General features: G+C 65.5%; 10 protein-coding genes and 1 pseudogene. 10 read left to right on the top strand and 1 reads right to left on the bottom strand.

Annotation, left to right across the window (positions count from 1 at the left end; all coding sequences use genetic code 11):
- Positions 1–56 precede the first annotated feature (56 nt).
- From H582_RS0109280 to msrB, 7 genes are all read left to right on the top strand, one after another.
- The gene (locus H582_RS0109280) at positions 57–842 is read left to right on the top strand and encodes an SDR family NAD(P)-dependent oxidoreductase (RefSeq protein ID WP_028598331.1); all 786 of its coding nucleotides are present in this window, start codon (positions 57–59) and stop codon (positions 840–842) included.
- Between the two features lie 68 nt (positions 843–910).
- Positions 911–3,724, top strand: coding sequence for a CHASE3 domain-containing protein (locus H582_RS0109275; protein ID WP_052333101.1), 2,814 nt, complete (start codon positions 911–913; stop codon positions 3,722–3,724).
- Positions 3,725–3,828: 104 nt separating this feature from the next.
- Positions 3,829–4,131 carry a LapA family protein gene (locus tag H582_RS0109270; protein ID WP_307719986.1) on the top strand — a complete coding sequence of 101 codons (303 nt, stop codon included), beginning with the start codon at positions 3,829–3,831 and terminating at the stop codon, positions 4,129–4,131.
- 118 nt (positions 4,132–4,249) lie between these two features.
- Positions 4,250–5,698, top strand: coding sequence for a nicotinate phosphoribosyltransferase (locus H582_RS0109265; protein WP_028598328.1), 1,449 nt, complete (start codon positions 4,250–4,252; stop codon positions 5,696–5,698).
- A complete protein-coding gene (locus H582_RS26755; RefSeq protein ID WP_052333100.1) occupies positions 5,676–6,830 on the top strand; it encodes an alpha/beta hydrolase in 1,155 nt (384 codons plus the stop codon). Before H582_RS0109265 ends, H582_RS26755 begins: the two co-directional genes overlap by 23 nt.
- The gene (locus tag H582_RS0109255) at positions 6,805–7,032 is read left to right on the top strand and encodes a hypothetical protein (RefSeq protein WP_127464505.1); all 228 of its coding nucleotides are present in this window, start codon (positions 6,805–6,807) and stop codon (positions 7,030–7,032) included. The genes H582_RS26755 and H582_RS0109255 overlap by 26 nt, the downstream gene beginning before the upstream one ends.
- A gap of 59 nt (positions 7,033–7,091) precedes the next feature.
- Positions 7,092–8,054 carry a peptide-methionine (R)-S-oxide reductase MsrB gene (gene msrB, locus H582_RS0109250; protein WP_028598326.1) on the top strand — a complete coding sequence of 321 codons (963 nt, stop codon included), beginning with the start codon at positions 7,092–7,094 and terminating at the stop codon, positions 8,052–8,054.
- Between the two features lie 123 nt (positions 8,055–8,177).
- On the opposite strand, the gene H582_RS0109245 is transcribed toward msrB, so the two are convergent.
- Positions 8,178–8,771, bottom strand: coding sequence for a TetR/AcrR family transcriptional regulator (locus tag H582_RS0109245; protein WP_028598325.1), 594 nt, complete (start codon positions 8,769–8,771; stop codon positions 8,178–8,180).
- A gap of 245 nt (positions 8,772–9,016) precedes the next feature.
- On the opposite strand from H582_RS0109245, the pseudogene H582_RS0109240 reads away from it, so the two are divergent.
- From H582_RS0109240 to H582_RS26750, 3 genes and pseudogenes are all read left to right on the top strand, one after another.
- A pseudogene (locus tag H582_RS0109240) lies at positions 9,017–10,519 on the top strand (YhgE/Pip domain-containing protein); the annotation flags it as partial.
- A gap of 132 nt (positions 10,520–10,651) precedes the next feature.
- Positions 10,652–11,293: a YhgE/Pip family protein gene (locus tag H582_RS33330; RefSeq protein ID WP_373864124.1), complete on the top strand. Its 642-nt coding sequence runs from the start codon at positions 10,652–10,654 to the stop codon at positions 11,291–11,293.
- 276 nt (positions 11,294–11,569) lie between these two features.
- On the top strand, positions 11,570–12,214 hold the full coding sequence (locus tag H582_RS26750; RefSeq protein ID WP_228551680.1) for a TVP38/TMEM64 family protein: 645 nt from the start codon (positions 11,570–11,572) through the stop codon (positions 12,212–12,214).
- Positions 12,215–12,561 lie beyond the last annotated feature (347 nt).

The raw sequence follows: 12,561 nt of genomic DNA, 5'->3' as shown, positions 1-12,561 counted from the left end.
TCGGCTCGAGCGCGAGCCGGCCGCGAAGGAAGTTCATTCCGAAGGAGGAACCGCAAGTGAAGCTGAAGCTGGAAGGCAAGAAGGCGATCGTGACCGGAGGCAGCAAGGGAATCGGCTATGCGACGGCGCTGGAGCTGTCCCGCCAAGGGGCGAAGGTGGCGCTCGTCGCCCGGACGAAGGAGGAGCTTGAGGATGCGGCTGCCCGCATCGTCGCGGAGACGGGCGGCGAGGTGCTGGCCGTGCCCGGCGATGTCTCCCGGGAGGAGTCGGCTGCGGCAGCGGTGCGCGGCATCGCGGATCGCTGGGACGGCGTGATCGACATCCTGGTGAACAATGCCGGCACGGCCGCCGCCGCTCCGTTCGCGGAGGTCGGCCCGGCGGCGTGGAAGACCGATCTCGACCTGAAGCTGCTCGGCGCGGTGCATATGACGCAGGCGGCCCTGCCCGCCCTCAAGGCGGCAGGCGGCGGAGCGATCGTCAACGTGACGGCGATCGGCGGCAAGACGCCGCCGAAGGCATCGCTGCCGTCATCCGTCTCGCGGGCGGCGGGGCTCGCGCTGACCAAGGCGATGAGCCGCGACCTGGCGCCGGACGGCATCCGGGTCAACGCCGTCTGCATCGGGCTCATCCGCAGCGCCCAGATCGAGCGGCAGTGGCGGCGGACCAGCCCCGACCAGACGTGGGAGGAGTTCGCGCGCGATCCGCGCCACGACATTCCGCTCGGACGGATCGGAGACACGGAGGAAGCCGCCAATGCGATCGTGTTCCTCGTTTCCGGAGCGGCTTCCTATATTACAGGGACAGCCATCAACATCGACGGGGGCAAATCGCCCGTCGCGTGAGGCGTCCCGGATTTCATTTTCAAGCAGATGCGACTTGCCTCTGCAGCAGATAGGAGCTTGCCCATCCGATGGAAGTCAATCGCAGCGGACGGCCGGACCGACGGGGCCGATTCACGATCCGCTTCAAAATCATTTCCGGCTATGCGGTCATCCTGGCCTGCCTGGCCGTCTCGATCCTGATCGTCTTCCTGCAGCTGTCGGCGGTGCAGGAGGAGACCGAATATGTGACCGAGCACGACATCTCCGTCATGAATCTGACCAACGCGATCGAGAAAAACCTGCTCGACATGGAAACGGGACAGCGGGGGTTCATCATCACCGGGGAAGAGGCTTATCTCGATCCGTACCGCTCGGGCTTCTCCCAATGGCAGAACAACTACAGCGAGCTGCTGGCGCTCGTGAGCGACAATCCGAGCCAGACCAAGCTGCTGGAGCTGGCGAGAGGCTCGATCGAGCAATGGCTCGCCATCACGATGCCGGTCATCGAGGCCAAGCAGAACGGCGACGAGGCGAAGGTCGGCGATTTTTACGCGATCGACCGCGGCAAGCAGAACATGGATCAGCTGCGCGGCAGCTTCGACGCGTTCCGCCAGACGGAGCATAAGCTGGCGGGGCAGCGGCTGGAAAGGCTGGACCGGAGCAACAGCCTGCTGCGGACGACGCTGCTTTCCCTGTTCCTCGTCTCCATCGTCCTGTCGGGCCTGTTCGGCTGGCTGATCTCGCGCTCGATCGTGCGCACGATCGGCAGCGTCACGGAATCGATCGCCGGCATGGCGGATTCGCGCGGCAGGGACCTGGCTCAGCTCGCCAAGCGGATCGAGATCCGCTCGCGCGACGAGATCGCCGATCTGGCGGCCGCGACGAACCGGCTGCTCGACGAGGTCGAGGGCCACGACTGGAAGCAGCGGCAGGCGCTCGCGATCGGCTCCGCGCTGCAGCAGACGGGCGGCGCGGCCGAGACGCAGGAAGCGTTCCTGCGCTTCGCTGCCGAAGCGCTCCGGGCGCCGTTCGCGGTGCTGTACGCGGTCGAGTCGCTCAAGCCGAGCCGCCGGCTGCAGCTCGCCTGCTCCGTGACGGGCAGCGGCGACGGCGCGGCTGCGCTGCCGCCCGCCATCGAGCACGGCGAAGGCCTCGTCGGCCGCTGCTTCGCCGAGCAGCGGATGCGGCAGTATGACGTGCCGGAATCGTACGTGAAGATCGGCTCCGCCCTCGGCGAGGCGAGTCCGCCGCAGCTGCTGCTCGTGCCGGCGGTCTACGAAGGCCGTACGCTCGCCGTGCTGGAGGCCGCCCGCTTCGAGCCGTTCACGCCGCTGGAGCAGGACTTGGCGCTGGAGGCCGCCGAGCAGCTGGCCTTGGCGCTGCACCGCGTCCATACGGGCGAGGAGATCCGCACGCTGCTGCAGGAATCGCAGGCGATGACGGAGGAGCTGCAGCAGCAGGCGGAGGAGCTGCAGACCCAGCAGGAGGAGCTGCAGACCCAGCAGGAGGAGCTCGAAGCCTCCAACGAGCAGCTTATCCGGCAGGCGCGACTGTCGGAGGAGAAGTCTCAGGAGCTGCAGAGCATCCAGCAGGAGCTGACGCTGTATGCGGCGGAGCTCGAGCGCAGCTCGCGCTACAAGAACGAGTTCATGGCGAACATGTCCCACGAGCTGCGGACGCCGCTCAACAGCATGCTGATCCTGTCCCAGATGCTGGCGGAGAATCCGGGAGGCAACCTGTCGCCCAAGGAAGAGGAGTTCGCCAAGGTCATCCATACGGCCGGCGAGGATCTGCTGGTGCTGATCAACGATATCCTGGATCTGTCGAAAATCGAAGCCGGGAAGATGGAGATCAGTCTCGAGCCGCTCAATCTGAGCGAGCTTCCGGCGCTGCTGCAATCGAGCTTCCGCGCGCATGCCGAGCGGAGCGGGCTCGAGTACGCCGTCATCCGCAGGCTGAACGTGCCGGACATGATCGTCAGCGACGAGCAGCGGCTGATGCAGATTCTCAAAAATCTGCTGTCCAATGCGTTCAAGTTCACGAAGCAGGGCGGCGTGACGGTGACGATTTCGCGGGCGACCGAAAGGGAGGTGCTGCAGCATCTGCCATCCCATGCGGGACGTCAGGTCGTGGCGTTCGAGGTTCGGGATACGGGCGTCGGCATCGATCCGTCCAAGCTCGACCTGATCTTCGAGGCGTTCCGCCAGGCGGACGGCACGACGAGCCGGCAGTTCGGCGGCACGGGCCTCGGCCTGTCGATCTCCCGCCAGCTGGCGAGCCTGCTGCAGGGCTGCCTCTTCGTCGAAAGCCAGCCGGGCCTCGGCAGCGCGTTCACGCTGCTCTTGCCGAGCCTTGGCGAGGCCGTCCGCGCGGAGGAGCCCGGCCGGGCTTCCGGCTTGCTGCAGGAGGCGGCAGGTTATTTGGACGAGGAAGCGGCGGCCGGCCGTTCCTTGGAGGAGATGCTTGCCGAGCGGCTCCGCCTGCCGTCGTCCGAGGCGGAGCCGCCGAGGCGCGGCAGCCGGTACGGAGGCCGGCGCGTGCTGATCGTCGACGACGACATCCGCAACGTCTACAGCCTGACGAGCTTCCTTGAGCAGCAAGGCATCGAGGTGCTGACGGCGGCCAACGGCCGCGAGGCCCTTGACGCGCTGGCGGCGTTCGGCTGCGATCTCATTTTGATGGACATGATGATGCCGGTGCTGGACGGGTACGATGCGATCCGGGAAATCCGCTCCATCGAGGCGCATCGCAGCTTGCCGATCATCGCGCTCACGGCGAAGGCGATGCCGCAGGACCGGGAGCTGTGCCTGCAGGCGGGAGCGACCGATTATATCACCAAGCCGCTCCATCTGGAGCAGCTCAGCTCGCTGCTCGAGGTATGGCTGCCGCGGCGCAAGGTTTGACCCCGGGAGGCCGGGGTAAAAAAGGTTGATTAAGGATACAATGCGGATAGGGTGGTTGAACGATGAGAACGCAGGGGTTGCTTATTTCGGGTCTTGTCTTCGCTTTGCTGATAGCCATTTTCGCGGTCATTAACGTCGATCCCGTTCAGGTGAACTTCCTGTTCGCGCAGACGAACCTGCCGCTCATCCTCGTCATTCTCGGCTCGGCGCTGCTGGGCGGCGCGAGCGTGGGCCTGTTCGGCATCATCCGCTCGTTCAGGCTGCAGAAGCAGCTCAAGGCGCAGCAGAAGGAGCTGGACGGACTGCGGGCGCAAGCGCGCCTGGAAACCGCGCCTGTGCTTGCGGATGATCCGCTGCCGGCAGGCTCCATCGAGGCGGGGCCGGCGGCACGGCCTTCGGCCGAGTAACGGACGAAACGACGAGCTGCGCCCTGCGAGGCGCAGCTTTTCCCTTTTATGACGCGGACGGCGCGTGCCTGCGGCGGCCGAGAGCCGCGGGATGCCGATGAAAAGGAGGACGACACGGATGGAGACGGCGAAGCTGGCGCTGCATACCGACAAATATCAAATCAATATGATGTATGCCCATTGGAAGATGGGGACGCATGAGCGCAAAGCCGTGTTCGAGATGTACTTCCGCAAGCTGCCGTTCGGCAACGGCTATGCCGTCTTCGCCGGGCTGCAGCGGATCGCCGACTACATGCTCGGCCTGAGCTTCACGGAGGAGGAGCTCGCCTACCTGGAGGAGCAGGAGGAGCGGTACGAGCCGGAGTTCATCGAGGAGCTGCGGCGGTTCCGCTTCAGCGGCAGCATCGACGCCGTGCCGGAGGGCACGCTCGTCTTTCCGAACGAGCCGCTCGTGCGCGTGGAGGGACGGATCTTCGAGGCGCAGCTCGTGGAGACGGCGATCCTGAACATGGCGAACTACCAGACGTTGATCGCGACCAAGGCGTCGCGCATCAAGCAGGTCGCAGGCGCCGACGCGCTGCTGGAGTTCGGCACCCGCCGCGCCCAGGAGCTGGACGCGGCCGTATGGGGAGCGCGCGCGGCTTACATCGCGGGCTTCGACGCGACGAGCAACATGCGGGCAGGCTGGCTGTTCGGCATCCCGGCCAAAGGCACGCACGCGCATGCCTGGGTGCAGGCGCATGAGTCCGAGCTGCAGGCGTTCGAGCGTTATGCCGACGCGCTGCCGGACGGCGTGACGCTGCTCGTCGACACCTACGATACGCTCGGCAGCGGCGTGCCGAACGCGATCGAGGTAGCTCGGCGGCTGCGCGCCAAAGGGAAGGAGCTGCAGGCGATCCGGCTCGACAGCGGCGACCTCGCCGTCCTGTCCAAGGAGTCGCGGCGCCTGCTGGACGAGGCGGGCTTCCCGGACGTGCGCATCGTCGCCTCCAACGATTTGGACGAGAACATCATCCTCAACCTCAAGGCGCAAGGAGCGGCGATCGATACATGGGGCGTCGGCACGCAGCTGATCACGGCGGCGGACCAGCCCTCGCTCGGCGGGGTGTACAAGCTCGCGGCGATCGACCGCGGCGCCGGCTATGAGCCGGTCATCAAGCTGTCGGGCAATCTCGACAAGGTGACCAATCCGGGGTCCAAGACCGTGTACCGGCTCCTCGACCCGGCGACGGGCTGCGCGGTCGGCGACTACATGGCGCTGAGCGCGGAGGCGGCCCCGTCCGGAGAGCCGCTCCGCCGCATCGACCCGGCTCATCCGTACGTGAAGTCGGTGCTGACCCGATACGAGCCGGTGGAGCTGCTGCAGCCGCTGCTGCGCGAAGGGAGTCTCGTGCGCGAGCTGCCGGATCTGGAATCGATTCGGCGCTACCACCGGGAGCAGCTGGCGCTGTTCCGCCAGCCGCATTTGCGCAAGCTGCATCCGGAGCCGTATCCGGTATCGTTCAGTCCGGAGCTGTGGAAGCTCAAGACGGAGATGATCGAGCGTGTCCAAGACAGGAAAGAGTGAGCAAGAGCGGCCGCCTGCCGGCCGGCTGGCGCTGCCGCTGCGGCTGCTGCTGGCGGCCGTGCATGCCGGCGCTTGGATGACCGGACGGCCGCTCGCGGGCATGCGCGGACGGATGGCCGCCTTCATGCGGGCGATGGATGCCGTCGCCTGCCTGCGCCTGCCTGGCCGGGTCGACTCGGGGGACATCGACCTGCAGGCGGAGGACGGCCGCTTCATCCCGGCGCGCTGGTACCGGCCGGAGATCGAAGCGGGCGAGAGCGGCCGGGCGGAGCCGCTGCCGGTCATCCTGTATTACCACGGAGGGGGCTTCGCGCTTGGCGGCCACCGGCTGCGGCATCGCTACAACCGCGCCTGGGCGCAGCTGAGCGGCTGCCTCGTGCTGTCGGTCGGCTATCGGCTGGCGCCGGAGCACGGCTTCCCGAAAGGAGCCGACGACGCCTACGAGGCGCTGCTCTGGGCATCGCGCGAGGCAGGCTCGCTCGGCGGCGATCCGGCGCGGCTCGCCGTGGCGGGCGAGAGCGCCGGCGGCAACATCGCGGCGGTGACCGCGCTGCGCGCCCGCGACGCCGGCGGTCCGCCGATCCGGGGGCAGGCGCTGCTTTATCCCGCGGTCGACCTGACCGGGCGGGGCGGTCCGGGGGCTGCGAGCCAGCCGTCGCTGCGACAGAACGGCCGGCAGTACATGCTGACGCTGCGGCTGCTGCGTCAATTCGCCGACGGCTACGCGCCGGCGGAGCTGCGCGCGCAGCCGCAAGTATCGCCGCTGCTCGCGCCGGATCTCGGCGGACTGCCGCCGGCGCTCGTCGTCACGGCGGAGCTGGATCCGCTGCGGGACCAGGGCAGGCTGTACGCCGAGCGGCTGCGCGCCGCGGGCGTGCCGGCCGAATACCGCTGCTATGCGGGCATGATCCATGATTTTACGGCGATGATGCCGGGCTGGCTGCCGGAAGCGGAGCAGTCGCTGCGGCAGGCGGCCGGGTTTTTGAACGATCGGCTGCGCCTTCCCGCGCATGGCGGCAGCCGTGCGGAAGCGTCCGTCTCCGACGATCCAGACGGAGGGATCGGGAGCGCAGCGGCGGGGCAGCAAGGAGAGGAGACAAGAGAGCATGAGCATGGGCAACCATTCGGCTGAGGGCGGTTCGCAGGAGGAGCTGATGCAGCTGCGGGCGCGCTGCGCGGAGCTGGAGAGCCGGCTGGCCGCAGCCGAGGCGGAGCGCGAGCGGCTCGCGGCGGAGACGGCGAGGCTCGCGGCGGAGGCGCAGCGGCTGCGCCGCAGGCTGGGCGGAGCGGAGAGCGCGATGCATTCGCGGCTGAAGGACGCGCTGCGCGAGTAGCGGCTTGGACTTCGGTCCCGGACGTCCGCTATAATAGAAGTCTGAGGAGGGATGGCAATATGGCAAACAACAACGAGCAGCTGGCGACATTCGCCGGCGGCTGCTTCTGGTGCATGGTATCGCCGTTCGAGGAGCTGCCGGGCATCATTCGCGTCGTCTCCGGCTATACGGCCGGCCACGTGGAGAATCCGACCTACGATCAGGTGTGCGAAGGCAACACCGGCCATACGGAAGCCGTGCAGATCACGTACGATCCGGATGTCTTCCCGTACAGCAAGCTGCTGGATATCTACTGGCAGCAGGTCGATCCGACCGACGCGCTGGGACAGTTCGCCGACCGCGGCGATTCGTACCGGCCCGTCATCTTCTACCATACGGAGGAGCAGCGCAAGCTGGCGGAGGAATCCAAGCGCGCGCTGCAGGAAAGCGGCCGCTTCGACAAGCCGATCGTCGTGACGATCGAGCCGGCCGCTCCTTTCTACGAGGCGGAAGACTACCATCAGGACTACCACAAGACGCATCCGTTCCGCTACAAGATGTACCGCAGGGGCTCCGGCCGCGACCAGTTCATCGAAGAGCACTGGAAAATGGACAAGAACGAGGACGAGCTGCGCGCCCGGCTGACGCCGATGCAGTACGAGGTGACGCAAAACAGCGGCACCGAGCCGCCGTTCCAAAACGAGTTCTGGGACCACAAGGAAGAGGGCATCTACGTCGACATCGTCTCCGGCGAGCCGTTGTTCAGCTCGCTCGACAAGTACGATTCCGGCTGCGGCTGGCCGAGCTTCACGAAGCCGCTGGCCAAGCCGAGCATCAAGGAGAAGACGGATACGAGCCACTTCATGGTCCGCACCGAGGTGCGCAGCGCCGGCGCCGACTCCCACCTGGGCCATGTGTTCGACGACGGCCCCAAGGATCAGGGCGGCCTGCGCTACTGCATCAACTCCGCCGCGCTCCGGTTCGTACCCGTGTCGCAGCTGGAGGACGAAGGCTACGGCGAGTACCGGAGCCTGTTCCGCTAAGCGTTTTCGATCCGTCAAAAAAAGCTGCCTTCCGCCATTACGGCGGGGGCAGCTTTTTTGCGCTTGAAGCAGAGGGGAAAAAAGGCGGTGATAGATGCCCCTGAGCGGGTCAGTCAATACGTCCTAAAGCGGCGAGCCGCTCTTTTGCGAGATGCCGTCCAGGAAATACAGCTCGAACAGGCGCATGACGTCCTCCTCCTGGAACGGCCTGCCCGAGACGGACGGCCAGTCCACGACGAGCGTAATGAACAGCTTGACCAGCACATACGCCGTCAGCTGCGGATCGCAGGGCTTGATCTCGCCCTTGGCGACCGCGTCCTCGACATGCCGCGCGACGAACTCCAGCAGCGCCTCCTCCATCATGCGGATGCCGAAGCCGGCGGCGGCCGTGCCGATCTCCTTCATCTCCAGCGACAGCCTCGTGAACAGCTCATGCTCCCGTCGAAAGTTGAGCACGTCGAGCAAGGCGCGGTGCAGATTCTCGGCGAACGGCTTGGCCGGGTCGACCGCCTTTTCGGCGAGCTGCACGATCTCCTCCACGAACGCGTTCATGATCTCTTCGAACAGCTGCTCCTTGTTGTCGAAAAAGGTGTAGATCGTTCCTTTCCCGACGCGCGCGATCTTGGCCACCTGGTCCATCGTCGTCGCCTTGTAGCCGAACAAGGCGAATGACCTGGCGGCGGCCTGGACGACCTCGGCTCTCCGATCGATCGACATCACGTGCAGACCTCCCGTATATGACTCTAGAACGAAAATGGTTCTTCTGGTCATTTTGATCGTAGCATAAGGTTTTTATACGGTAAACTGCCGTTTCGGGTTTCAGAAATGAAATCGCTTCAAGGGAAAAAAGCGGACAGGCGGCCGAAAAGAGCCGGTTGCATGTTGAAAACAAGCGTGATAAAGTAGGATTCTGACCAAATGACCAAAATAGATTTTTAGTCAGAGAGGAGAAGGGAATACCCATGAAGGCTGTGAAAACGATCGGCCACGACTTGAAAGAGATGTTCAAGAAGCCGATGCTCGCCATCTCCTTCGTCGCCGTCGCGTTTGTTCCTATCCTTTATAGCGGCTTTTTGATCGAGGCTTCCTGGGATCCGTACGGCCATCTGGACAAGATTCCGGTCGCGGTCGTGAACGAGGATCAAGGCACCGTATACGAAGGAGAGCGGATGGATGTCGGCCAGGAGTTCGTCGACGAGCTGAAGAAGAACGGGAAGTTCGCCTGGAGCTTCGTCACGCCGGAGCAGGCGGCGCAGGGAATCGCCGGCAACGACTATTATATGGCGATCAAGATTCCGAAGGACTTTTCCGCGAAGGCCGCCACGTTGATGGACGATCAGCCGCAGCAGGCGGAGATCGTCTTCGAGCCGAACGGCGACTACAACTTCATCGCGGGCCAGATCGGCTCGACGGCGATGAAGGACGTCCGCGCGGAGTTGAATGCGAGCATCACGGAGGCGTATGCGCGCAGCATGCTGTCTCAGGTGAAGGAAGTGTCGGAGGGCTTCGCGGAAGCGGCGGACGGAGCCGGGGAGCTCAAGGACGGAGCCGGCAAGCTGGACGAGGGCGCACGCGCGCTCCAGGAAAATCTCGCCAAGCTTGCCGAGGGCACCGGCAAGCTCAAGGAAGGGGTATCGCCGCTCGTCGGCGGAGCGCTCAAGCTCAAGGACGGCACGGCGACGCTCGCCCAGGGCAGCGGCTCGCTCGCCTCCGGCCTGGCGCAGCTGCAGCAGGCGGGCGGACAGCTGGCCGATGGCGCCGCCGCTGCCGACAATGGAGCGGCTCAGCTCGAGCAAGGGCTGGCGGCAACCGCCACAGGCGCGGCCAAGCTGCAGCAAGGGCTGCAGCAGTCGGAGCAGGGCAGCGCTAAGCTGGCGGACGGCCTCGAGCAGTCTGCGGCCGGCAGCGCCAAGCTGGCCGATTCGCTGGCGGCTGCGGAGGAAGCCGGCGGCAAGGTGTCGTCCGGCGCGGCCGAGCTGAGCGCCGGACTGGAGGCGCTGCTGCAGGCGAACCCGCAGCTGGCGGAGTCCGAGCAGGGCAAGCAGCTGCTCGCGGCGAGCAAGCAGCTGGCCGAGGGCAGCAGCCGGCTGAGCGCGGCCCAGCAGCAGCTGAGCGCGGGCGGCCGCCAGCTGGCGGACAGCCAGCAGCAGCTGGCGGCTGGCGCGGCCTCGCTGCATGACGCGCAGAGCCAGCTGCTGCAGGGCAGCGGCGAGCTGAGCGCGGGGCAGCAGCAGCTGCTCGCCGGCGCGAAGCAGCTGCACGCGGGCACGACGCAGCTGAGCGGCGGGCTGCAGCAGTTCGGCGCCAAGCTGGGCGAGGCTGCGAGCGGCAGCGCCGAGGTCGCCGGCGGCGCCAAGACGCTGAGCAGCGGCGCGACGCAGCTGACGAGCGGCATCGGCCAGCTGGCCGAGGGCGTCGGCACCGTCGCCGGCGGCGCGGTTCAGCTGGAGGACGGAGCCGTCCGGCTGCAGGACGGCACGCTCAAGCTCGTCGACGGCTCGGGCGAGCTGCAGAGCAAGCTCGGCGAGGCGGCCGACAAGACCGCTAGCGTCCACGACGGCGACGACACCGTGTCGATGTTCGCCGATCCGGTCCGCATCAAGGAAGACGACAGCCGCAAGGTCGAGAAATACGGCCTCGGCATCGCTCCGTACTTCATCTCGATCGCGCTGTTCGTCGGCGGCCTGTTCTTCACGACGGTCATCTCCTCGCGCGACTCGTTCCAAGCGGATGCGACGCGGCTCGGCCGCTTCCTCAGCCGCACGGCGACATACGTGCTGATGAGCGTCAGCCAGTCGCTGGCGGCGGTGCTGATTCTGCTGTACGGGCTGAAGCTCGACATCGGCAACGTGCCTCTGTTCATCGCCTTAGTGTTTGCCGCGAGCCTGACCTTTACTCTGATCATCCAGGCGCTCGTCACCTGGGGCGATCAGGTGGGCCGCTACGTGGCCGTCATCATCATGATCCTGCAGCTGACGTCCAGCGCGGGCACGTTCCCCAAGGAGCTGCTGCCGGACTGGATGCAGGCGGTCCATCCGTGGCTGCCGATGTCGCACAGCATCGCCGGCCTCAAGGCCGCCATCTCCAGCGGGGATGTCGCGGTCGTCTACGAGCAGCTGAGCTATCTCGGCATTTATGCCGCCATTGCGCTCGCCTTTACCGGCCTGTACTTCGCGGTGAAGGCGCGGCGAACCGCGGAGGCTACGCCTCTGGAGCGGGATGGAGCGCTGCAGGCTTGATCTTGAGAATAGCGTCCAAGTCGGGTTGATGAAGCCGGCTTGGATGCTTTTTTCATCAACGGCCTGGAGCTGTTGCTAGCGGCCGTCCTTCCGATCAGGACGGCCTCTTTTTTTTCGCTCGACAGGGATGCCCGCATCCCCGTCGAATGGAGGAGGAGCAAGCGCGCCGGGCTCTTCTCGGGCTTGGAAATCCATGTATTTGTGCGGAGGCGTCCGAATAGACTACACTTACTAAAGGCAGCGGCTGAAAAAATGAGCGGATGAGGAGGAGGAGCCATGCTGGATCGCATGAACGGCTGGATCGATTCGCTCGTCGCCGCGAGCGGCTTGGGCGGACCGGCCATCCTGCTGCTTACGATTCCGCTCGCCGTGCTGCAGGGGCTGTTCGGCTTCTTCCCGTTCGCGACGATCATCCTCATCCATATCTCGATCCTCGGCATCGCGGGCGGCCTGCTCGCCAGCTGGCTCGCCGGCACGGTGGCCGCGCTCGTCGTCTACCTGCTGTTCCGCTACTTCTTCTACGGCAAGGTGCAGCGGCGCTTCCAGGCGCGTCTGGAGCGCTACGAGCGCTATCAGGCCGCGCTCGACGAGTACGGAGGCTGGATGGTCATCCTGCTGCGCACGATCCCGGTCATGCCCAACAACCTCATCTCGTTCATGTCGGCCATCGCGCCGGTCAAGCTCCTGCCCTATCTCTGGTCGTCGATCATCGGCAACCTGTCCCATATATGGATGTTCGGGCTCATCAGCAGCTCGCTCATTTTCCCTGGCCACGACCTGCGGCTGCTGATCGCCGCCTACCTTGCGTTCCTTCTGATCCTCTCGATCGCGTTCGCCGCGGTGCGGATTCGGAAGGCGTTCCGAAGACGAAAAATTTTGCGGATGGGCGGAGAGAACCCATCCACAAATATCCCGCTCTAGCGTTGTGGATAAGCTTGGGATAAACGAGAAAGAGCCCGTCGGACGGGCTCTTTTTTGCTTATTCACAGCTGTGGGCAACCGCCTGTTTCAAGCCCCGGATCTGGAGGGTAATGCCCGTCCATCGGCTTGACAACCACAATATATTGAGGTAAATTTAACTCCTAGCCTCTACATATGGATAATCAAGCACGAACTAGACAGGCTGTCAAGTCCCAAAAATAGCCTTTAGCCGGACGCCCGCAGGCATCCCCGGCACGCGTCGGACCGGAAGCGCCGGACGCGTCCGGGCAGCCGCTTTCCGCCCGAAGAGGCGGGGGAAGAGCAGGACGGGCGCAGCCATGCATCGA

This window comes from Paenibacillus pasadenensis DSM 19293 (assembly GCF_000422485.1).
In the GTDB taxonomy this organism is placed as follows: Bacteria; Bacillota; Bacilli; order Paenibacillales; family Paenibacillaceae; genus Paenibacillus_O; species Paenibacillus_O pasadenensis.
Note: the sequence above shows the minus strand (reverse complement) of the source record. Positions and strands in the feature narration are given on the sequence as shown.

Excerpts from the sequence above, each read along its gene's own strand:
- H582_RS0109275 (WP_052333101.1), top strand. The coding sequence starts at position 911 with ATGGAAGTCAATCGCAGCGGACGGCCGGACCGACGGGGCCGATTCACG.
- H582_RS0109245 (WP_028598325.1), bottom strand. The coding sequence starts at position 8,771 with ATGTCGATCGATCGGAGAGCCGAGGTCGTCCAGGCCGCCGCCAGGTCA.
- H582_RS26750 (WP_228551680.1), top strand. The coding sequence starts at position 11,570 with ATGCTGGATCGCATGAACGGCTGGATCGATTCGCTCGTCGCCGCGAGC.
- H582_RS0109265 (WP_028598328.1), top strand. The coding sequence starts at position 4,250 with ATGGAGACGGCGAAGCTGGCGCTGCATACCGACAAATATCAAATCAAT.
- msrB (WP_028598326.1), top strand. The coding sequence starts at position 7,092 with ATGGCAAACAACAACGAGCAGCTGGCGACATTCGCCGGCGGCTGCTTC.
- H582_RS0109255 (WP_127464505.1), top strand. The coding sequence starts at position 6,805 with ATGAGCATGGGCAACCATTCGGCTGAGGGCGGTTCGCAGGAGGAGCTG.